Genomic DNA, 20,084 nt, shown 5'->3' with positions numbered 1-20,084 from the left:
GAGACCCAAACCCGCGACCATTACCGCGCAGACTCAGGCAGCCCGACGACCCGGTCGAATGCCCACGAGTACACATACGTGAACACGAGGAAGAACACGAGCAGGCTGGCCTCGATCATGAGGGCCTCGAGCAGGCTCACCTTGAGCATGAACGCGACAAGCGGCACGGTGAATATGAGGACGCCGCCCTCATAGCCGAAGGCGTGGCCGAGGCGCACGAGCACTCCGCGACCGGTCCAGCCGAAGCGGCGCTCTGCGCGCTCGAAGAGGGTGTTCCAGACGTAGTTCCACACGGTCGCGGTGGTGGAGAGCAGCACCGCCGTGAGCGTGGCCTGGCCGCCCGAGTGGCCGAGCGCACCGTTCAGCACGAGCACGGTGAAGAGCACGCTGAGGATTTCGTAGCCGCCGACGTAGATCACGCGGCGCAGGATCGGGTGCATTGCGGCGCGCGGTGGTGCGTCGGTGGCGTCGCCAGCAAGGCGGATGCTGCCGGGGGTCGGGATGGTCAGGGTCGCGGTAGCGGGCGCTATCGACAGTTCGTGGTGGCCTTGGCCGGTCACGGGTATCACTCCAGAAGCGAAAGGTTCGTTGCGGAGGGGTCTTGGCGCGACCGCACCTCCGAATTGCGGATTGCAACGTGATTTGAGTGTATCTCAACGAAATCAGTTGTCGCAACTCGGGTAAGTGGCGAAAAGGTCTGAATCGACCCGGGGTGGTGACCTAGCGGATCGACGACCAATCAACCTCGGCGTCCACACCGCGTGCGGTCTCGAACCAGTGCGCGACGCGGAGCAGCGTGTCGTCGGAGCCGATCGGCCCCGCGATCTGCAGGCCAACGGTTCGGCCGTCGGCCTGGATGCCAGCGCCGATTGACACCGTGGGCTGCCCGGACATGTTGTAGGGCACGGTGAACGAGATGTGCCCCATCGTCGCGAGCGGATCGGTAATCGGCATCGGGTCCTCTGCGGCGAATGCCGCAACCGGCGTCACCGGGGAGAGTACGAGGTCGTATGGTGCGGTGGCGAGGCGGGTGAGGCGTGCCATCTCGTCTGAGCAGTTGCGGTTGCGCACGGTTTCGGCCGCAGTGAAGTCGGCTCCTGCTGCGCACCACGAGACGATGAACGGGAGCACGAGCTCGCGCTCCGCCGGCGAGAGCAGCTCGAGGTCGGCGTAGGATCGCGAGCGCCAGAAGTTCACGAGCCCGTCGAGCACCTCGGCTCCGACGAACGGCGAGAGCGGCTCGACGGTAGCTCCCGCATCGGCGAAGAGCGAAGCAGCCTGCTCGATGATCGCGAGCGTCTCGGGCTCGACGGCGAGGCCCGAGCCGGCGTCGAGCTGCACGGCGACCCTGAGCCCTTCGGGCGCGAGCGGCTCGAGCGACCAGTCCATCGGACGGTACGCGCGGGTGAGGTAGTCGCGCTCGTCGGGCTTCGCGATGAGCGACATGAGGCGGATCGCGTCTGCCGCAGTACGGGTGAGCGGGCCCGCCGCGCGCCCGGTGTAGGGCACATCGAGGGGGATAAGGCCCTCGCTGGGCTTCAGCGCCGTGAGGCCCTGCCAGCTGCCGGGGAGGCGGATCGATCCGCCGATGTCGGTGCCGACGTGCAGCGGTCCGTAGCCTGCGGCTGCCGCGGTGCCCGCGCCCGCGCTGGAGCCGCCAGAGGTGTGCGCGGGGTTCACGCCGCCACGGGTGATGCCGTGCAGGCTGGAGACGCCTGACGAGAGCATGCCCCAGTCGGGCATCGTGGTGGATCCGACGATGACGACGCCGGCCTCGAGCAGCCTGTCTGTTGTCGGCGCGTTTGCTGCGGCGATCGGCGGGTTCGGGAGGGCAGTGCCGCTGGGCTTGGGGCGGCCTGCGCGCGCGATGTTCTCTTTCACGGTGCCTGGAACCCCGTCGAACGGGCTGAGCTGAGCGCCTGCCGCCCAGCGTGCGGTCGCCGCTGCCGCGTCAGCGCGCACCTCGTCCGGCTCGTGCAGATAGAAGGCGTTGAGTTCAGGTTCGCGTTCCGCCACCCGTGCGAGTACGTGCTCGGCCACCTCGCTCGGCGTGAGCGTGCCGTCCGCGAAGCGCTCCGACAGGGTCCCCGCGTCGAGGGCTGCGTACTCGGTTGCTGCTGCGTGTGACATGTGGGGCCTTTCGTGCGGGTGGAACGGGGGAACAGGAGGAATGGAGCGGGGCAGCCCGCCCCGCCCCGCCGAGCGGGGAAGGCCGGCGGCATCAGCGCTACTGCGCGGAGAGCAGCTCTTGGCGGAGCGTCAGCGACGAGTCGATGAGACGCTTCGTGTACGGATGCTGCGGGTCCCGGTACACAGTCTCTGTGTCACCGGCCTCAACAATCTCGCCGGATTGCATCACAATGACCGAGTCGCAGAGGTGCCGCACGACGTTGAGGTCGTGTGAGACGAAGACGAGCGTCAGCCCATACTCATCGACCAGGTCGGCGAGGAGGTTCAGTACCTGAGCGCGCACGGACACGTCGAGCGCGCTCACCGGCTCGTCTGCGACGACGACCTCGGGGCGGCAGATCAGGGCGCGTGCGATCGAGATGCGCTGGCGCTGACCGCCCGAGAACTCGTGCGGATACCTGGATGCCGACGACGCCGGCAGCCCCACCGCTTCGAGCATCTCGGCGACCATCTGTGAGCGCTGCGCCGCCGTCTCGCTTCGGCCGCGTACGAGCAGCGGCTCCGAGATGATCTGCTCGACGCTCATGCGCGGATCGAGCGAGCCCATCGGGTCCTGGAAGACGATCTGCAGTTGCTGCCTGAGTTCGCGCAACTGCGCCTCTTTTGCACCGGCGACCTCGTTGCCCACGACGACGGCGGAACCCGAGGTCGGCTGGTCGAGGCCGGCGAGAATGCGCAGCAGCGTCGACTTGCCCGAACCCGATTCGCCGACGACGCCGAGCCGGCCGCCGCGTGGCACCTCGAAAGATATGCCTTTCAGGGCATGCACCTCTGTTGCCGGCTTGAACAGGCTGGTCTTGCCGCGCGTGTACGTGCGAACGAGATCGGTGACACGCATCACGCTCTCGGCCGCGGGCGCAGCGGGAGCAGCAGCGCCAGCATCGGTGTCTGCAGCATCCGCGCCCGGTGCCTGTGCGTGGTCGGCGAGCGCGCGATCCACGGCGGCGTCTGCCGCCGGGTCCACCGTCGGTGGCACGTAGTCGCGGGCGCTCGCGACGGTGAACAGCCGACCGTCGGCATCGGTCGCCTCAAGATCCGACGCGGCGAGCAGGCCGCGTGTGTACGGGTGCTGCGGGCGGGTAAAGATCTCGTCGGTGGGGCCCTCTTCGACGATCTTGCCGTCGTTCATGACGAGCACGCGCGTGCACATGTTCGCAACAACGGCGAGGTCGTGGGTGATGAAGAGCAGGCCGGTGCCGCGCTGCTTCACGAGCTCGAGAATGAGATCGAGTACCTGCCGCTGCACGGTCACATCGAGCGCGGTCGTTGGCTCATCGCAGAGCAGCAGCGCCGGATCGTTGGCGAGCGCCATCGCGAGCATGACGCGCTGCCGCTGGCCGCCGGAGAGCTGGTGCGGGTATGCGCGTGCAGCCTCAGCGGGGTCGGGAAGCTTCACCGCGTCGAGCATCTCGATCGCGCGCTTGCGCGCCTCGGCCTTGTTCGCGACGAGGCCGTGCTGGGTCATGATCTCGGCGACCTGATCGCCGGCGCGCATGAGCGGGTTCAGCGCAGTGAGCGGCTCCTGGAAGACCATCGCCATGTCGCGGCCGCGGATCTTCATGAGCTCCCGCTCAGACGCCTCGAGCAGGTTGCCGTCGTGGCCGTCGAACGCGATCGAGCCGTCGGCGGTGACGCCGTTCGGCAGCAGCCCGAGCAGCGCGGTCGTCGTCATCGATTTGCCGGAGCCCGACTCGCCGATGAGGCCGATCCGCTCGCCCTTCTGCATATGCAGCGAGAAATCGTGCACGAGGGTACGGTGCCGGGTCCGCACGTTCAGGCCGTCGACGGCGAGGAGGGTGTCAGGTGCGTTCGTCATTAGCTGCGGCTCCCGTTCAGCTTGGGGTCGAAGCGGTCGCGCAGACCGTCGCCGAGGAGGTTAAAGCCCATGACCGCGAGGGCGATCGCGGCGCCGGGGAAGATCGCGAGCAGCGGGTGCGTGCCGAGGAACTGCTGCGACTCCTGCAGCATGCGTCCCCACGACGGGGTGGGCGGCGGGGTGCCGAGACCGAGGAAGCTGAGCGCGGCCTCGGCGAGCACGGCGAGCGCGAACGCAACGGAAGACTGCACGACGACCATGCCGACAATGTTCGGGAGCACGTGGCGCAGCGCGATCCTGAAGCGCGACTGACTCGCTGCGCGGGCGGCAAGCACGTATTCGGTACTCATCACCTGCAGGGTGCCTGAGCGTGCGACGCGCGCAAACCCGGGAATCGTCGAGATGCCGATCGCAACCATTGCCGTAAGTGTCGACGCCCCGAAGACAGCCGCCGACATGATCGCGAGCAGCAGCGCCGGGAACGCGAGCACGATGTCCGAGGAGCGCATGATGAGCTCTTCGGTCCAGCCGCCGCGGATGCCAGCCCAGATCCCGAGCGGCGTGCCGATGAGCAGCGCGATCCCGACAGAAACGAGGCCAACGAACAGCGTGATGCGTGCACCGACGAGCATCCCCGAGAACAGGTCACGGCCGTACTTATCGGTGCCGAACCAGTGCTCGGCGCTCGGGCCCTGGAGCCGGTCAGGCGCGTTCACCTGGACGGGATCGAACGGCGTCCACACGAATGAGACGATCGCGGTGACGACGACGATGCCGACGAGCACGATGCCGACGATGAGCGTGGGGGAGAGCCCGCCGCGGCGCTTGCGCGGGGCGCGAGGCGCGGAAATCGCGCTGGTGCGTGGGCCCTGGGTGGGGTTCGAGGTCCGGCTCATGGCTAGGCCCCCTTTCGCATCCGCGGGTCGACGATCGTGTAGAGCACGTCGATGAGGAGATTGAGGATGAGCGTGATCGCGACGAGCACCATCACGACCGACTGCACGGTGAGCAGGTCACGGTTGCCGACTGCGTCAAGCAGCATCGAACCGAGACCCGGGATGACAAAGACGCGCTCGATGACGACGGCGCCAATGATGAGGGCCGCGAGCTGCACGCCCGTCACGGTGATCACGGGGATCGCGGCGTTGCGCATGCCGTGCTTGAGGAGCGCGCCGGTGGGGCTCAGACCCTTCGACCGGGCGGTGCGGAGGTAGTCCTCGCTCATGATCTCGAGCACTGCCGAACGCACGTAGCGTGTGAGGATCGCGCCCTGCACACTCGCGAGTGCGAGCACGGGAAGAATGAGGCGGCGCAGGAAGTCGCCGAAGTCTTCGCCCGGCGGGGTCCACCCGCCGGCCGGGAGCCAGCCGAGACCGACAGCGAAAATCAGCACGAGCAGGATACCGGCGAGGAAACCGGGGATCGCCACACCGAACTGGCTGCCGGCGCCGATGAGCACACCGGAGAGATTGCGGTGACGGACCGCAGCGATGGTGCCGAGCGGGATCGCGATGAGGAGCGCAACGACCATCGCCGTGATGACGAGAATGAGGCTCACCTGGAGCCTGTCGAACACGAGCGGACTGATGTCCTGGCGGGTGACGTACGAGGTGCCGAAGTCGCCGGTGAGGAGACCGCCAACCCAGTCAAAGTACTGGATGTAGAGCGGCCGGTCGATCCCAAACTCTTTCTGCATCTGCGCGATGAGTTCGGGGCTTGCGTTCACGCCGAGCGCGACCTGCGCCGCGTCGCCCGGGATGAGTCGCATGAAGAGGAACACGACGACGGTGGCGACAAGAAACGTCGCCGCGAATCGCGCGAGATTGATGAGAATCCGAAGTGCCATGCCGTGGTCCTAGCGGGGTAAGGGGTCGAGGAGACGGAAACGGCGGGGCGGTCGCGCGGACGCGGCCACCCCGCCAGTTCGTGCTACTTCCAGCTGAGCTCGGTGAGGTTCAGCGCCTCAACGATCGCGTTCTCGGGAACGCCCTGGAGGTCAGACTTCGTGATCACGATGTTCGGGAACAGGAACAGCACGCCGCTCGCTGCGTCGTCGACGATCTGCTGCTGTACCTGCTGCATACCCTCGATGTACCCGGCCTCGTCGGCCTGATCGGCTGCTGCGACGATCGGGGCGATCTTCGCGTTGTCGTAGCCGATGTAGTAGTCGGGGTTGTTGAAGACGGTGAGCACGTCGCGCGCCTCGACGGCAAGCACGGTGGTCATCTCGTAGTTGTGGTTCGTGAAGACATCCTCGAGCCACACCGCGGGGAACTCGGAGGATTCGATCTTCACGTCGATGCCGACGTCCTTGAGCTGTGAGACGACGATCTCGGAGACTGCCTGCGCGTACGGGCGAGTCGGCACCTTGTAGGTAATCGAGAGGTTTTCCTTGCCGGCTTCCTTGAGCAGCGCCTTTGCCTTCTCCGGATCGAACGCGTACTGCTCGTTGAGGTCAACGTAGTACGGCTCCTTCGGGGTGACAAAGGTCGCGGTGAGCGAGCCGTAGCCGTTCCACGCGGTGTCGATGATCGCCTGGCGGTCGAGCGCGTAGAGCACAGCCTGGCGGACGCGGACGTCGTTGAACGGCTCTGCGCGGTTGTTGAAGGAGAGCGAGATTTCGCCGCTCGAGGTACCCGATGCGACCGTGAACGCGTCATCGCTTTCGAAGGTGCTCACGAGCTCCGGGGCCTGGAGGTTGACGATCGCGTCAACGTCACCCGTGCGAAGCGCGTTCGTGGTCGCGGTGGCGTCCGCGAAGTACTGCAGCGTGACACCCTCGACGCCGGGCTTCTCGCCCCAGTAGTCGTCGCGGGTGGTGAGCTCGATGTTCTCGTTCTGCTTCCACGAGGCGACCTCGTAGGGGCCGGTGCCGACGGGAGCGTTTGCGAGATCCGCGACGCCCTCGGGCGAGAAGATCGCGCCAATCGGGGTGGCGATGTCGAACAGCCACGCGTTCGACGGCTGGCTGAGGTGCACGGCAACCTCGGTGTCCGAGACAACCTCGACGCTCTCGACGACGTCCATCTTCGCCTTGAGCGAGCTGGTCCAGTCGGTCTTCACGCGGTCAAAGCTGAACTTCACATCGTTCGCGGTGAATGCCTCACCGTTCGAGAAGGTGACGCCCTCCTCAAGGGTGAAGGTGTAGGTCTTGCGGTCATCGCTGAGCGCCCACTCGGAGGCGAGGAGCGGCACAATCTCGCCCTCCTGGTTCACCTCGACGAGGCCCTCGTAGACGTTCGACATGAGTGCCTGCGGGATTGCGGCACCCGCGGTTGTCGTGAAATCGAGGTTCACGGGTGCGCCGGTCAGGGCGATCGTGGCGGTGGTTGCTGAGCTCCCCGAGTCGCCCGAGCCGCCGGCGCCGCCGGAGCCTGCCGAGCAGCCGGTGAGCGCGAGCGCGCCGACGGTGAGGATCGCCGCAGCGATGGAAAGTGGAGTCTTACGACGCATGGTGGTTCCTGTCACATGTGGGGTCGGCGGCATCGCCGACGGCTTGTGCTTCGGTATGAAAGTGTGGGCTGGATTCGCTGGGTGTGCAAACCCTGTGTGGCACGGACGGTGGGATGTCACCCCTCGGTGCGAGTCGGCTCTGACCCGCCCCTCGCGCCGCGAGGATTCCAACTAGGATACATGGTAAGGCCACTTGTGGGGCGCTACTATCTGAAGAGTTTCCCGATCCACTTCGTGCGGATCTGGCCGTCGACCTCACAGAGGAGTGCTGTCGTTTGACCACACATAGCTTCACCCAGGCAGTTCCCGTGCTCACGTACCAGCGGATCGTCGAGCAGGTCGAAACCGCGATCCTCTCCGGCGAGATCCCCGTCGGCTCCCAGCTCTCGAGTGAGCGCGACCTCATGGTGCAGTTCGGTGTGAGCCGCCCCACCGTGCGCGAGGCGCTGCGCGTGCTCCAGAGCATGGGGCTCATCGAACCGAAACCGGGCACCCGCGGCGGGCCCGTCGTCCTCGCTCCCTCATCCGAGACCCTCGGCCGGTCGTTCCGAGCCATGATCGGCACGGCGTCGCTCGGCCTTGCTGAGCTTGTGCAGTTTCGCATCGTGCTCGACGGTTCGGCCTCAGAGCTCGCCGCCGTGCTGCACGACGACGCCCAACTCGCCGCGATGCGCTCCGCCGTGACCCGGATGCGCGAGGCAGCCGAGGGTGACGCGAGCGACTTCGCCGACGCCGACCTCGCGTTTCACGAGACCGTGTGGGAAGCAAGCGGCAACCAGGTGCTGCGCCTGAGCGGGCAGGCCGTCGCGGGGGCGCTGCGCGAACTCGTGCGTCGCGACCTCGAACGCGGCGCGGCAGGGAACGCGGTCAAGCTCGACTCCGCTCGCATCGACTCCGGGCTGTTCGAGGCCATCGAGCGCCGCGACTCGGCAGCGGCTGGGCGGATCGCCCGCGGCGCAATCGCCGACCGCTTCAGCTCCATGCTCACCGAGCGTGAGCGTCTCGCGCTCGCCGCCATCACCGGGGCATAGCGAGCTGCTGCTGCCCGGCAAGTGGCGCTACCCAATTCAGGCTGGACACCCCACCAAGCAGGACCGCTGACCTGCCATGCCCTCAGCGAGGTCATGACGCTTTTGCTGCAAATCACTCCTGACTTCGCTGAGGTCATGTCTTGTGAGCGATTCAGGCCGGGCGTGACTCGCTGGCCCGCAGGGAAGCCCCGGGCTAGGAGTCCGCGCGCCGCACCGACCGGAACGACGCGATCGCGAGCGCCGCGCAGCCGAGCGATATCGCGAACGTGAACGCGAGCACGGCGGGCGTCAGCCCAAACGAGGTCGCAGCGACGCCGAGGCCGAGCACGGGGAGGGTGCTGCCGAGGTAGGTCACCGCGTAGATCGCGTTGACGGTGGAGGCGTGGCGGGCCGAGGGGACAGCAGCAACCGCCGCGCCGAAGGCCTTTTGGAACGCGACGCCCTGACCCGCTCCCGCGATCAAGCAGGCGATCACGGTGAGCACGGGGCTCGCGAGCGCCGTCGCTAGCCCGAGCAGCAGCGTGCCCGCGGCGAACGCGACGAGGCCGAGCGTGGCAGCCCAGCGCCCGCGGACGGGGAAGAGCTGCACCGCGGCCGAGGCGAGCAGCACGAGCGAGGCGAGCAGCCCGAGCATCGGCCGGGAAGTCGCGCCAAACAGTTCCGCGAAGTGGCCAGGGGCGAGCGACAGTGCGAAGCCGAAGAAGGCGAAGCTCACGAAGCCGACGAGCGCTGCCATGCGGATCGCGGGAACGGATGCGGCGATCGCTGCCGGCGTCGTCAGCTGCTGGGTGGCAGGCCCGGGGAGCGCGGCGGCGCCCTTGCGTGCGACCGGCCGGCACTCGGGGTGCGGGGCGATGAGGAGAATCACCGGGATGAGCGCGAGCAGCAGGATCGACCATGCCACGAACGGCCACTGCGTTGGCGACCCAGCGAGTGACAGCACGCCGCCGAGGATCGGGCCGGCAGCAACGCCGCCCGAGGTAGCGAGCAGCGTGAGTCGCCCGCTCAATGACGGCCGCCCGGGCAGCAGCACCCGCAGCGCGCTCGATCCGGTGCCGGTCGCTGCGGCGATCGCGAGGCCCTGCACGGCACGTGCGAGGCAGAACCAGGCGAGTGTCGGCGCGAGCGCGAGGCCGAGGGTCGCGATCGAGGTCGCTGCGAGCGCCCACACGAACACGGTGCGGCGGTTGGCGCGGTCGCCGAGGGGGCGGAACAGCACGAGGCCGACGAGCAGGCTGAGCACGTAGCTCGCGAACGCGACGGTGATACCGAATTCGTCGACGCGGAGCCTGTCTCCGATGAGCGGGTACAGCGCTGTCGGGAGATTCACCGCGGTGAGCAGGCCGAACAGGCTGACGATGGTGAGGGTCGCGCGAAGCTTGGGGCGCCGGAGGGAAACGGGCGCGCTACCGGGGTGCGCGAGTGCGTGGGTGGTGCTCAACGGAGTGCTTTCGTACTGGCAGCCGGGGTGTTGGTTGCGTGTCGTACTGCGGGTGCCGGGTGTGGCGTGCAGCGGTGTTGGGGAGTGGCTGGTTGGCCGAACCCCGAGGAGCATTCAATCTCACCGTGACCGCGAGCGCAAGCTGGTGCGCTGCGGGCGTAGATTCCCGACCCGATTGGCGTGCCCCTACGCCGCGGTGAGGCGGCGTACCCACGCGAACGCGGGCGCACGGCGGCAGGGAGTAACGCGCAATCTGGTGTGGTGTGCACTGGCCGGGGGTGGTGGTCGTGTGCGGGGCCGGATCCTCCTGGTGTGGCGGGCCGGGTGGCGCGGAGCGGATGGTGCCGCCTCCAGTCAGTATTTAACCGAGGGTCGCAAGAATCGCGCAAGCGACTAAGCTTTGACTAGCCAATTTGTATAGCGTTGCACGAGAGGGAGTGTGTGAATTGAGCGAAGTGTATGTCCTCGATGCGACGGATCGGCGGATCCTCGAGCAGCTCGACGTCGACGCCCGCATGCCGGTCGCCATGCTCGCGCACAAGCTCGGCCTCGCCCGCGGCACGGTGCAGGCCCGCATCGACAAGATGCAGGCGGCCGACGTGTTCCGGCCGCACAGCGCCAGGGTGAAACCGGCGGCGTTTGGGCGGCCCGTCGCCGCGATGGTGCAGGTCGAGCTCGATCAGCACCTCATCAGCGAGGCGATCCAAGCGCTCGCGAGCGTCCCCGAAGTGCTCGAGTGCTTTGCGCCGGCCGGCGACACCGACCTGCTGTTGCGCGTGGTCGCGCGCGACCCCGATGACCTGTACCGCGTGAGCGAGGAGATCCGCCTGTGCCCGGGGATTACCCGCACCTCGACGAGCCTCTTCCTGCGCCAGGTCATCCCGTATCGGGTGACGGGCATGCTCCGCGAATAGCGGGGGATCGCTCGCATGGTCGCGGGCGGGGTGAAGCGGCGGGTGCCTATCCGTTGAGCAAGCCCGCAAGGATGCGGTCTCGCGCACTCCCGGGCTGGGCCGCCTCGAGCTGATCCCGAACCTCCGGGGTGATCAGTGGCAGCAGCTCCGGGGTGGCCCCGGTGATGCTCGCGAGCGGACGCGGCACCGGTCGCTCTGCTGCGGCCGCGCGGAGGCCGTTGCGCTTCACGGTGTTCACGATCGCCAGGATGCCGACGCCACAGGTGGCGCCCACCATGGCCGGCAGAAACTCCGCGACGATCCAGGGGGTGTCGCGACCCGCGATGCCTTGGATCACCAACCCCGCAACGGCTATAGCGCCGATGCTCACCGTGGAGATCCAGAACGACTTGGCCAGTGTCTCCCGCTTGTCCAGCGGCTCAACCTCGCTGAGGTACTGGTGCGCATCCATGCTGCGGTCCACGACATACAGTGTCTTGGCGGTGGTGAGAAACGCGGTGCCGTGCTCAGACACCCGTGCCCGTTTCAGGTAGCCACCGAAGTCGATCCTCTGCTCTGGCATTCGGCCGCTCCTCCCAGGAGCGACCACTCGCGCTCAACTCCGTCGATCACCGGTCAGTCTACGTGCGTATTCGGTGAGCGGAGAGCGAGCAGATACACCGCTCCCGCGCCGCGCGCGAGCGGGCACACCGTGGAACCGCTAAAATTGAGCACAGGTGCGCTTTCTGGCGCTACACTCGCGCCCCGCGCGAGCACCTGTGCCGAGAAACGGAAGACTCCCCACCCGATGAATGAACTTGAATCCCGCGTCCGCGGCACCGTCCACATCGTTGGTGCGGGGCTGCTCGGCGCGAGCGTCGGACTCGGGCTGCGTGAGCGCGGCGCCGACGTTACGCTCGAGGACATCTCACCGACGGCGGTTGCGCTCGCCGCAGACTACGGCGCTGGGCGGATCCGGCAGCAGGGCGACCCTGAGCCGGCCGTCGTGGTGGTTGCGACCCCGCCGGACGTGGTCGCGGACGCGGTCGAGCGTGCGCTCACTGAGTTTCCGAACGCCGTCGTGACCGACGTTGCGAGCGTGAAACTCGCCCCGTACCTTGAGCTCGTGCGCCGCGGTGCGCCGCTGAAAAACTACGTTGGCTCGCACCCGATGGCGGGCCGCGAGCGCGGTGGCGCGATCATGGCGCGAGCCGACCTGTTCACCGCGCGCCCGTGGGTGATCTGCCGCGACCGGGACACCCCGGCCGAGGCACTCGCGCTCGTTGAGGCCATTGCCCTCGATCTCGGCGGTGTGCTCGCCGAGATGACGCCCGAGGAGCACGACCGCTCGGTCGGCCTCGTGTCGCACCTGCCGCAGGTCGTCTCGAGTCTGCTCGCGGCGCGGCTCGTGCCGGCGACGGAGCAGGCCATCGGTCTGGCCGGGGCCGGGCTGCGCGACACCACGCGGATCGCGTCGAGCGACCCTGAGCTGTGGGTGCAGATCCTCGGGGCAAACCGGGAGCCGGTGCTCGAACTCCTTGAGGCGTTCGCGGAAGACATTGCGGCGTTCACGGGTGCCCTGCGCGAGATCGATGCGCCGGGTGCGAAGCGCAGCGTCGCCGACCTGCTGGCGGCCGGTTCGCGCGGCGTCGGCAGGATCCCGGGCAAGCACGGAACGTCCGAACGCTTCATCCCGATTACGGTGCTCATCGACGATACGCCGGGCGAACTGGGTCGGCTGCTCACCGAACTCGGAGAACTCGGTATTAACATGGAAGACTTGCGCCTTGAGCACTCGCCGGGCGCACAGATTGGCTTTGCGGAAATCGCCGTGCTGCCCGAGGCCGCCGAACGGGCGGTCGCTGACCTCACCGAGCGCGGATGGAGAACACTGTAATGGCTACGACCCCGGTCGCTACTGATCCCATCCTCGTCGCGATCGACGGGCCCGCTGGCAGCGGCAAGTCGAGCGTGTCGCGCGCCGCGGCCGAACAGATGGGCTTCGGCATTCTCGACACCGGCGCCGCGTACCGTGCGCTGGCCTGGGCCTGTCACGAGGACGCAGTCGACCTCGACTCCGAGGATGCGGTGCTCGCGATGCTCGACGGGTGGACGTACGCGATCACGTTGCGCGGCGAACAGCGCGTGCAGGTGACGCTGCCAGGTGGGAGCGAGGCGTTTGACGTTTCGGCGGTGATCCGCACCCCCGAAATCTCCGGGCAGGTGAGCCGCGTCTCGAAGCATCCAGGGGTGCGCGTACGGCTGAACACCATGTTCCGCGACATTGTCGCGAGCTCGGGGCTGCCCGGTGTGGTCATCGAGGGGCGCGACATTACGACCGTCGTCGCTCCCGACGCCCCGGTGCGAATCCTCATGACCGCGTCCCCTGAGGTGCGGGCGACCAGGCGAGCAGGGGAGCTGCCCGGCGCGAGCCACGAGCAGGTGCTCGCAGACATTATGGCGCGCGACACGAAGGATGCAGCCGTCGTAGATTTTCTCACCCCGGCTCCCGGGGTCACGCTCATCGATACGAGCGACATGAACTTTGGGCAGTCGATCCAAGCTGTGATCGACACCGTTGACGAGGCCCGCGGGGCCCGCCCATCGAACGACAAGGAACAGAGATGAACGAAGAACACGAATTTGATCTCTCGCAGGTCGACCCGAGCGAGATCATCTCGGGCGAGGTCGCCGAGGGCGAGATCCATGCAGACGCTGAGCTCGACGACGTCGACTTCGATGGCACGGTGACCGACGAGGAGCGCCTCCGCGCGATGCGCTCGACCCTCGACGCCTTCGAGCTCGAGGAAGACGACCAGGACATCCTCACCGCCGACGGCGAGTTCATCGGCTTCGCTGAGCCGAGCCTCGAGGCATTCCCGGTAGTCGCAATCGTCGGCCGACCGAACGTCGGCAAGTCCGCGCTCGTGAACCGTATTCTCGGCCGCCGCGAGGCCGTCGTCGAGGACATCCCCGGCGTCACCCGCGACCGCGTCACCTACCCGGCGCTCTGGAACGACCGGCGCTTCTCGCTCGTCGACACCGGCGGCTGGGAGCCCGACGCGAAGGGCATCGACGCGTCCGTCGCGCTGCAGGCCGAGGTCGCGATCGAACTCTGTGACGTCGTGCTCTTCGTCGTCGATTCGCGCGTGGGCGCGACCGCGACCGATGAGCGCGTCGTGCAGATGCTGCGCCGCTCGAAGAAGCCCGTCTTCCTTGTTGCGAACAAGGTTGATGACTCCGTGCTCGACCCCGAGATTGCCGCACTGTGGTCGCTCGGGCTCGGCGAGCCGCGCGCGGTCTCCGCGCTGCACGGCCGCGGCGTCGCCGACCTGCTCGACGACGTCATGAAGGTGCTGCCCGAGGTGTCGGCTGTCGCCCAGCCGAAGCTTGCGGGCCCCCGTCGCGTCGCGCTGCTTGGCCGCCCGAACGTGGGCAAGTCGAGCCTGCTGAACAAGGCCGCTGGCGAAGAGCGCGTCGTCGTGAACGAGCTCGCGGGCACCACTCGCGACCCCGTTGATGAGCAGGTCGAGATCGCCGGCCGCGTGTGGACCTTCGTTGACACCGCGGGTATCCGCCGCCGCGTGCACCTGCAGAAGGGCGCCGACTTCTACGCGACGCTCCGCACCTCTGCGGCGCTCGAAAAGGCCGAGGTCGCCGTCGTACTCATCGACGTGACGCAGGAGATCAGCGATCAGGATCTGCGCATCATCGACCTCGTGCTTGAGTCGGGCCGCGCGCTCGTGCTCGCCTTCAATAAATGGGACATGCTTGACGACGAGCGTCGCAAGTACCTCGAGCGTGAGATCGAGCAGGATCGCGCACACGTCGACTGGGCGCCGCGCGTGAACATTTCGGCGCGCACCGGCCGCCACCTCGAGAAGCTCGTGCCCGCGCTCGAGGCTGCGCTCGAGTCCTGGGATACGCGTATCCCGACGGCGAAGTTCAACGCGTTCCTCGCCGAGCTCGTGCAGGAGCACCCGCACCCGCTCCGCGGTGGCAAGCAGCCGCGCGTGCTCTTCGGTACGCAGGTGCAGAACCGCCCGCCGACGTTCGTGCTGTTCGTCTCGGGCTTCCTCGACCCCGGGTACCGCCGCTTCATCCAGCGCCGCCTGCGCGAGACCTACGGTTTCGAGGGCACACCGATCCAGATCAACATGCGCGTCCGCGAGAAGCGCGAGCGCCGCTAAGTAGCATCGGAGCGCGGGCCAGCCTTGGCGGCCCGCGCTTTGGCCTGCCTTGGCTGGCTGCCTTGGCTGCCTTGGCTGCTAGCTGCCTCGGCTTCTGTCGGCCTGTGGCGGCCTCGGCCATCCTCACCGACCCTTGTAATCGAGCCTGACCCGTATCTACCCGGAGTTGGGGTCGGTTTAGATTAATAGGGTCGGTTTCGTTTCGGGGTCAGGCGGACCCCGGCTTCGCCCAGCAGAGCTGGCATAGGGTTGAACGGGTGAACGCAAAGCCAATGCCTGAGCACAAACTCACATCGCTTGAGCGGGCGATCGATCGCGCCGCGAACCGGGTGCTCGATGGCGCACCGGCCCACGGCGTTCGCGCCGTTCTCGTCGAGTGCGCGGTGTTCGTGCTCAAGCAGGCGTGGGCCTGCATCTTCGGATTCCTGCTGCTTGTCGTGCTTGTCGCGGCGAGGCTCTGGTATCCCGAGGACGCGATGCTGGCCCGCAACGACGCGCTGACGATTGCTGCGGTGGTCATCCAGATCTTGCTGCTCGTGTTCAAACTGGAGACGGGCCGCGAGCTCTGGGTGATCCTGCTGTTCCACATCACCGGCACGGTGATGGAGCTCTTCAAAACCGATGTGGGTTCGTGGGCGTACGAGGGTGAGGGGGTCCTCCGAATCGGCGCGGTGCCGCTCTTCAGCGGGTTCATGTACGCGGCGGTCGGGTCGTACATGGTGCGTGTGTACCGGCTGCACGACCTGCGGTTCTCGCGGTACCCGGCGCGCTGGCTGACGACGGTGATCGCCGCGCTCATCTACGTGAACTTCTTCTCGCACCACTTCATCGTCGACCTGCGGTGGGTGCTGCTCGTGCTCGTGATCCTCGTCTGGCTCCGCACGCAGATGCACTTCCGGGTGTATCGGGTGACGCGGCGCGCGCCGCTGCTTGCCGTGTTCGCGGGCGTTGCCGCGTTCATTTGGATCGCTGAGAACATTGCGACGTGGGCTGGCGCGTGGCTCTACCCGCATCAGGCGGATGGGTGGGAGCTTGTGTCGCCGCAGAAGTTCATCGCCTGGTTCTTGCTCATGATCATCTCCGTTGTGCTCGTGACCTGGGTGTACCCTCCGCGCGAGCCGGCAGCCGTCGAGCGTGTTCCTCAGTAACGGCTAGGTGACCCCGATGATGCGGGAGCTCTCCGAGTGTGTGAGGCTGGCTGCATGGACAATAATGAGGTTGCTCAGGCCGCGGCGCCGTCGCGCGGCGCGCGTGTCAGCCGGATCGCGGGAACCTGGTTCCCCGTCATCGTGCTCGCTGCTGGAGTCGTCGCAGTAGCGGCGCCCGCACCGTTTCTCACGGTGGCGCCGTTCATCAATCCGCTGCTCATGGTCATCATGCTCGGGATGGGGATGACGCTGCGGGGAGCCGATTTCGCGGTCGTTGCCCGCCGTCCGATCCCGCTGCTTATCGGCGTGCTCGCCCAGTTCATCATCATGCCGCTGGCGGCGCTGCTGCTCGTCACCGTGTTCAACCTTGAATCGGCGATCGCCGTCGGCGTGATCCTCGTGGCCGCGGCGCCGGGTGGAACCGCGTCCAACGTGATTGTGTATCTCGCGAAGGGCGACGTTGCCCTGTCGGTCGCGATGACGTCGGTGTCGACGCTTGTCGCACCGATTCTCACCCCGCTCATCGTGTTGTGGATCGCAGGATCGTACCTCGAAGTCGACACCCTCGGCATGTTCGTGTCGATCGTGCAGATCGTGATCATTCCGATCGTCGCTGGTGTGCTGCTGCGCCGCCTGCTTCCCGGGCTGGTGGGGCGGGTCATCGATTGGATGCCGCTCGTGTCCGTGCTCGTCATCACGCTTGTCATTCTCGCGGTGGTCGCGGGAAGTGCAGAGACGATCCTCACCTCCGGCCTCGTGGTCGCTGGCCTGGTGGTCGCACTCAACGGGCTTGGCCTACTCCTCGGGTACTTCGCGGCTCGTGTGGCGGGCCTCGACGAGGCTGCCAGGCGCGCGGTCACCTTCGAGGTTGGGATGCAGAATTCGGGGCTCGCGGCGGGCCTCGCGCGCACGCACTTCTCGCCCGAGGCTGCGTTGCCCGCTGCGCTCTTCTCGGTCTGGCACAACGTCACCGGCGCCGCGCTCGCGAGCTTCTGGTCGCGGAGGCCACCGCGGTCACGCGCAGAGGCACCGCGCCGCGAGTCTGGCTCGAAGACCTAGCGCAATCCCTGCGCACGCACAGGGCGGGCCCATCCCGAAGGATGGGCCCGCCCTGAGCAGCGCTCCAGCCGTTACCAGCCGAAACTGGAGAACGTGCCTGCGAGCATGCCGAAGGATGCGAGCCCGATGAGGAGCGCGACCCCGATCGCGGCGAATGCGAGAATGACGCCGTTGAGCCAAACGCCCCAGAGCGCAAGTGTGCGCTCGGTGGTGTTGCGGCGGAGTGCGAGGATGCCGAGCACGAGGCCAACGGCGGGTGCGATGAGCGTCCAGCCGCCGATGATCGAGGCGATGCCGATCACGAAGCTCGCGATTGCGAAGCCGTAGCTGTGCTCGCCGGGGAGCGGCTGGGTCGGTGCCTGGGTGGGTGCCTGGGTCGCATACTGCGGGGCGCCATACTGCGGCGCGCCATACTGCGGGGCGCCGTTCTGGGGGGCGCCGTTCTGCGGTGGTGCAGGAGGAGCGACCTGCGCGACTCCGTCGGTGAGCTGTTCGGTGTGGGCGTCGGTGGTCATAATGACGTTCCTTTCTGCCGTACGCTGCCTTGATATCTCTAAGGTACGTGTTGGCTGTGACCTGCGCGTCCTGCCCCGGTACCGGTGTGGTTAGTACCCAGGTACCTCTCGACCCCTAGTGGTTGGCCTCGGAAACGTCCGTGCCCTTCGGGGTCAGGAAGAACACGAGCGTGCCGATCGCGAGCATGCTCAGCCCGCCGATGATGCCGGTGGTCTGCATCGAATCGGTGAACGCATCGCTTGCCGTGGCGAGCAGCTCGGGGAGACGAAGCTCCTCGGCGATCGCCGCTGCGGCGCCGAGCGAATCGTTGGCCTGCTTCGCGCCCTCGGCGCCCAGGCCCGCGATGAGCGGGTTGTCTGCGAGCCCTGACCGGTAGAGGATCGCTGCGATCGATCCGAGGATCGCGACGCCGAGCACCGCGCCGAGCTCGTACGAGGTCTCCTCGATCGCGCCAGCGCTGCCCGCCTTGTCTTCCGGGGTGCCATACATGATCATGGCGGAGCCGATCGCGAGCGATCCTGTGCCGAAGCCGACGAGGGTCAGCGCGATGAGCACGGTCGTGTACGACAGCGTGCCGGGCTGCAATCCGATCGCGAGCATGCCGATACCGGCGAGCCCGATGCCGCCAGCGAGCACGGCGCGCGCGCCGATAAGCCTCGCGATGGGCGGGGCCGAGAGCGAGGCAATCGCGCCGGCGATCGCCACCGGGATGAGCCGCACGCCGGCCTCGATGGGGGTCGCGCCGTCGATGATCTGCATCCACTGCGCGAGCAGCAGGAGTGCCGCACCCATCGCGAACGAGGAGCCGAGCGCGGCGATGATGCCCGCCGAGAACGGCCGGTTCTTGAACAGTGCGAGCTCGAGCAGCGGCGAGTCGCTACGGAGGCAGCGCAGCACGAACCAGGCGAGCAGGGCGCCGCCGAAGGCGAACGCGGTGAGCGCACTCGGCACGAGGAACGACGACTCAGCGGCGAAGGTCTTCACGGCCCAGATGACGAGCGTCATTCCGGCGAACGACAGGATCGCAGCGACGAAGTCCCAGCGGCCGGGGTTCTTCACCTTCGACTCGGGGAGCACGAGCACGCCGGCGATGACGCCAGCAAGCATGAGCGGCACGTTCACGAGGAACGCTGCGTGCCAGGAGAAGTGTTCGAGGAGCACGCCGCCGATGAGCGGACCGACCGCGGCGCCGAGCCCGGACACGGCCGCCCAGATACTCAGCGCGGTGGCACGCTCGCGCGGGTCGATGAAGGTGACGCGAATGAGCGACAGGGTCGTCGGCATGATCATGGCGCCGCCGATGCCGAGCAGTGCGCGGATCGTGATGACCGCCTCAGCGCTGTTCGCGATGAGCACGAGCAGCGAGGCGAGACCGAAGAGGGTGTAGCCGAGCATGAGCATGCGCTTGCGGCCCCACCGGTCCGCGAGTGCTGCGAACGAGACGAGCAGGCCTGCGAGTACGGGCGAGTAGACGTCGATGATCCACAGCTGCTGCGCGCTCGTCGGATGGAGTTCGGCGGCCATCTGCGGCAGCGCGATGTTCAGGATGGTCATGTCCATCGTGATCACGAGCAGGCTCGCGGTGAGCACCGCGAGTGCGCCCCAGCGGCGCGCTCGGCTCACGGGTGCGGGGAGCTCGGTCGGGGGCTGTGGGGTCAGTGGCGCGTTCTGTGCGCGCGTGTTCTCAGTCATTCGCTGTGTGTTCCTGCGGTGTCCGCGGTTGGTTGCTGGGGTGGGGTGGTGGCGTGTGTGGCTGGTTGCCCTGCGAGCGCGAGGAGCGCGTCGGTGAGTTCCTCACGGTTGAGCGGGCGCTCGTGCAGGCCCGCGTGGATCGTTGCGCCGTCGAGATAAACGACGATGGCCTCGGCGCGCGCTCGCCCAATATGTTCGGCGAGGAGGTCGGCGAGCTTGTCGTTCCAACGGGGCGCGAGCTCGCGCAGGTGCGGATCGGTGGTTGCGCTCCACATGAGCGCAATGTCGGCGTGCACCGTGCGGGTGTCCTCGATGTATTTCAGGAACTCGGTGACGGCTGGCGCCGGGTCTGTCGCGATGTGCTCGAGGTGCGGGGCGATGCTCTCGAGGGACTCGTCGATCTCCTGCGCGAGGGCGTGGAGCGCGGTCTCGCGCAGGTCGTCAATCGATGAGAAGTACTGCGTCGTCGATCCGAGGGAGACACTGGCGAGTGCGGCGACGGCGCGGTGGGTGAGCGCCGCCGGGCCGCGGGTCACGATGATTTCGGTTGCGGCGCGCAGGATCGCCCTGCGGCGCCCCTCAGGGTCGCGTTTGCCTGGCGCGAGTGTGATGGTGCTCACGGCCCCTCCGGTTCCTGTACTTATGTACATGTACA

18 protein-coding genes are annotated in these 20,084 nt (G+C 67.4%); 7 read left to right on the top strand and 11 right to left on the bottom strand.

Going from position 1 to position 20,084, the window contains the following annotated elements; translation table 11 throughout:
• Window positions 1–20: 20 nt before the first annotated feature.
• The 6 genes from AUL38_RS13735 to AUL38_RS13710 form a co-directional block, all read right to left on the bottom strand.
• The gene (locus AUL38_RS13735) at window positions 21–560 is read right to left on the bottom strand and encodes a PACE efflux transporter (RefSeq protein WP_201023751.1); all 540 of its coding nucleotides are present in this window, start codon (window positions 558–560) and stop codon (window positions 21–23) included.
• A gap of 160 nt (window positions 561–720) precedes the next feature.
• Window positions 721–2,130, bottom strand: a complete 1,410-nt coding sequence (locus AUL38_RS13730; protein ID WP_059062935.1) for an amidase — start codon at window positions 2,128–2,130, stop codon at window positions 721–723.
• 97 nt (window positions 2,131–2,227) lie between these two features.
• Complete coding sequence (locus AUL38_RS13725) at window positions 2,228–4,006, bottom strand: ABC transporter ATP-binding protein (RefSeq protein WP_059062934.1); 1,779 nt, start codon at window positions 4,004–4,006, stop codon at window positions 2,228–2,230.
• Window positions 4,006–4,902, bottom strand: coding sequence for an ABC transporter permease (locus AUL38_RS13720; protein WP_083506899.1), 897 nt, complete (start codon window positions 4,900–4,902; stop codon window positions 4,006–4,008). The genes AUL38_RS13725 and AUL38_RS13720 overlap by 1 nt, the downstream gene beginning before the upstream one ends.
• A gap of 2 nt (window positions 4,903–4,904) precedes the next feature.
• Entirely contained in the window at window positions 4,905–5,852 is a 948-nt protein-coding gene (locus AUL38_RS13715; protein ID WP_059062933.1) for an ABC transporter permease, read from the bottom strand.
• 83 nt (window positions 5,853–5,935) lie between these two features.
• The gene (locus AUL38_RS13710) at window positions 5,936–7,459 is read right to left on the bottom strand and encodes an ABC transporter substrate-binding protein (protein ID WP_059062932.1); all 1,524 of its coding nucleotides are present in this window, start codon (window positions 7,457–7,459) and stop codon (window positions 5,936–5,938) included.
• Window positions 7,460–7,734: 275 nt separating this feature from the next.
• Here AUL38_RS13710 and AUL38_RS13705 point away from each other — a divergent pair, with 275 nt between their 5' ends.
• Window positions 7,735–8,490: a FadR/GntR family transcriptional regulator gene (locus AUL38_RS13705; protein ID WP_059062931.1), complete on the top strand. Its 756-nt coding sequence runs from the start codon at window positions 7,735–7,737 to the stop codon at window positions 8,488–8,490.
• A 193-nt stretch (window positions 8,491–8,683) separates the two neighbouring features.
• Here AUL38_RS13705 and AUL38_RS13700 read toward each other — a convergent pair whose 3' ends face one another.
• Window positions 8,684–9,931: an MFS transporter gene (locus tag AUL38_RS13700; protein ID WP_059062930.1), complete on the bottom strand. Its 1,248-nt coding sequence runs from the start codon at window positions 9,929–9,931 to the stop codon at window positions 8,684–8,686.
• 455 nt (window positions 9,932–10,386) lie between these two features.
• Between AUL38_RS13700 and AUL38_RS13695 the strand changes: the two genes are divergently transcribed.
• Window positions 10,387–10,845, top strand: coding sequence for an Lrp/AsnC family transcriptional regulator (locus AUL38_RS13695; RefSeq protein ID WP_153006610.1), 459 nt, complete (start codon window positions 10,387–10,389; stop codon window positions 10,843–10,845).
• Window positions 10,846–10,891: 46 nt separating this feature from the next.
• Here the strand turns inward: AUL38_RS13695 and AUL38_RS13690 are convergent, their stop codons facing one another.
• Complete coding sequence (locus tag AUL38_RS13690) at window positions 10,892–11,407, bottom strand: hypothetical protein (protein WP_059062928.1); 516 nt, start codon at window positions 11,405–11,407, stop codon at window positions 10,892–10,894.
• 225 nt (window positions 11,408–11,632) lie between these two features.
• Here AUL38_RS13690 and AUL38_RS13685 point away from each other — a divergent pair, with 225 nt between their 5' ends.
• The 5 genes from AUL38_RS13685 to AUL38_RS13665 all read left to right on the top strand — a co-directional run bounded on the left by AUL38_RS13685 (window position 11,633) and on the right by AUL38_RS13665 (window position 17,221).
• Complete coding sequence (locus tag AUL38_RS13685) at window positions 11,633–12,721, top strand: prephenate dehydrogenase (protein WP_059062927.1); 1,089 nt, start codon at window positions 11,633–11,635, stop codon at window positions 12,719–12,721.
• Window positions 12,721–13,452: a (d)CMP kinase gene (gene cmk / locus AUL38_RS13680; protein ID WP_059062926.1), complete on the top strand. Its 732-nt coding sequence runs from the start codon at window positions 12,721–12,723 to the stop codon at window positions 13,450–13,452. The genes AUL38_RS13685 and cmk overlap by 1 nt, the downstream gene beginning before the upstream one ends.
• Before the next feature lie 146 nt (window positions 13,453–13,598).
• Complete coding sequence (gene der / locus AUL38_RS13675) at window positions 13,599–15,014, top strand: ribosome biogenesis GTPase Der (RefSeq protein WP_235590734.1); 1,416 nt, start codon at window positions 13,599–13,601, stop codon at window positions 15,012–15,014.
• A 272-nt stretch (window positions 15,015–15,286) separates the two neighbouring features.
• Window positions 15,287–16,162, top strand: coding sequence for a DUF817 domain-containing protein (locus AUL38_RS13670; RefSeq protein WP_059062950.1), 876 nt, complete (start codon window positions 15,287–15,289; stop codon window positions 16,160–16,162).
• Window positions 16,163–16,216: 54 nt separating this feature from the next.
• Window positions 16,217–17,221, top strand: coding sequence for a bile acid:sodium symporter family protein (locus AUL38_RS13665; RefSeq protein WP_059062925.1), 1,005 nt, complete (start codon window positions 16,217–16,219; stop codon window positions 17,219–17,221).
• Between the two features lie 71 nt (window positions 17,222–17,292).
• Here AUL38_RS13665 and AUL38_RS17595 read toward each other — a convergent pair whose 3' ends face one another.
• The 3 genes from AUL38_RS17595 to AUL38_RS13650 all read right to left on the bottom strand — a co-directional run bounded on the left by AUL38_RS17595 (window position 17,293) and on the right by AUL38_RS13650 (window position 20,049).
• Window positions 17,293–17,736 carry a DUF4190 domain-containing protein gene (locus AUL38_RS17595; RefSeq protein WP_153006607.1) on the bottom strand — a complete coding sequence of 148 codons (444 nt, stop codon included), beginning with the start codon at window positions 17,734–17,736 and terminating at the stop codon, window positions 17,293–17,295.
• Window positions 17,737–17,851: 115 nt separating this feature from the next.
• The gene (locus AUL38_RS13655; protein WP_083506896.1) at window positions 17,852–19,429 is read right to left on the bottom strand and encodes an MFS transporter; all 1,578 of its coding nucleotides are present in this window, start codon (window positions 19,427–19,429) and stop codon (window positions 17,852–17,854) included.
• A complete protein-coding gene (locus AUL38_RS13650; RefSeq protein WP_235590730.1) occupies window positions 19,426–20,049 on the bottom strand; it encodes a TetR/AcrR family transcriptional regulator in 624 nt (207 codons plus the stop codon). Before AUL38_RS13650 ends, AUL38_RS13655 begins: the two co-directional genes overlap by 4 nt.
• Window positions 20,050–20,084 lie beyond the last annotated feature (35 nt).

This window comes from Leucobacter sp. G161 (assembly GCF_001482305.1).
Classification (GTDB): domain Bacteria; phylum Actinomycetota; class Actinomycetes; order Actinomycetales; family Microbacteriaceae; genus Leucobacter.
Note: the sequence above shows the minus strand (reverse complement) of the source record. Positions and strands in the feature narration are given on the sequence as shown.

What these genes read in the sequence shown, in the direction of transcription:
- AUL38_RS13730 (WP_059062935.1), bottom strand. Translation starts at nt 2,130, where the DNA reads ATGTCACACGCAGCAGCAACCGAGTACGCAGCCCTCGACGCGGGGACC.
- AUL38_RS13725 (WP_059062934.1), bottom strand. Translation starts at nt 4,006, where the DNA reads ATGACGAACGCACCTGACACCCTCCTCGCCGTCGACGGCCTGAACGTG.
- AUL38_RS13720 (WP_083506899.1), bottom strand. Translation starts at nt 4,902, where the DNA reads ATGAGCCGGACCTCGAACCCCACCCAGGGCCCACGCACCAGCGCGATT.
- AUL38_RS13715 (WP_059062933.1), bottom strand. Translation starts at nt 5,852, where the DNA reads ATGGCACTTCGGATTCTCATCAATCTCGCGCGATTCGCGGCGACGTTT.
- AUL38_RS13710 (WP_059062932.1), bottom strand. Translation starts at nt 7,459, where the DNA reads ATGCGTCGTAAGACTCCACTTTCCATCGCTGCGGCGATCCTCACCGTC.
- AUL38_RS13690 (WP_059062928.1), bottom strand. Translation starts at nt 11,407, where the DNA reads ATGCCAGAGCAGAGGATCGACTTCGGTGGCTACCTGAAACGGGCACGG.
- AUL38_RS13685 (WP_059062927.1), top strand. Translation starts at nt 11,633, where the DNA reads ATGAATGAACTTGAATCCCGCGTCCGCGGCACCGTCCACATCGTTGGT.
- cmk (WP_059062926.1), top strand. Translation starts at nt 12,721, where the DNA reads ATGGCTACGACCCCGGTCGCTACTGATCCCATCCTCGTCGCGATCGAC.
- der (WP_235590734.1), top strand. Translation starts at nt 13,599, where the DNA reads ATGCGCTCGACCCTCGACGCCTTCGAGCTCGAGGAAGACGACCAGGAC.
- AUL38_RS13670 (WP_059062950.1), top strand. Translation starts at nt 15,287, where the DNA reads ATGCCTGAGCACAAACTCACATCGCTTGAGCGGGCGATCGATCGCGCC.
- AUL38_RS13665 (WP_059062925.1), top strand. Translation starts at nt 16,217, where the DNA reads ATGGACAATAATGAGGTTGCTCAGGCCGCGGCGCCGTCGCGCGGCGCG.
- AUL38_RS17595 (WP_153006607.1), bottom strand. Translation starts at nt 17,736, where the DNA reads ATGACCACCGACGCCCACACCGAACAGCTCACCGACGGAGTCGCGCAG.
- AUL38_RS13655 (WP_083506896.1), bottom strand. Translation starts at nt 19,429, where the DNA reads ATGACTGAGAACACGCGCGCACAGAACGCGCCACTGACCCCACAGCCC.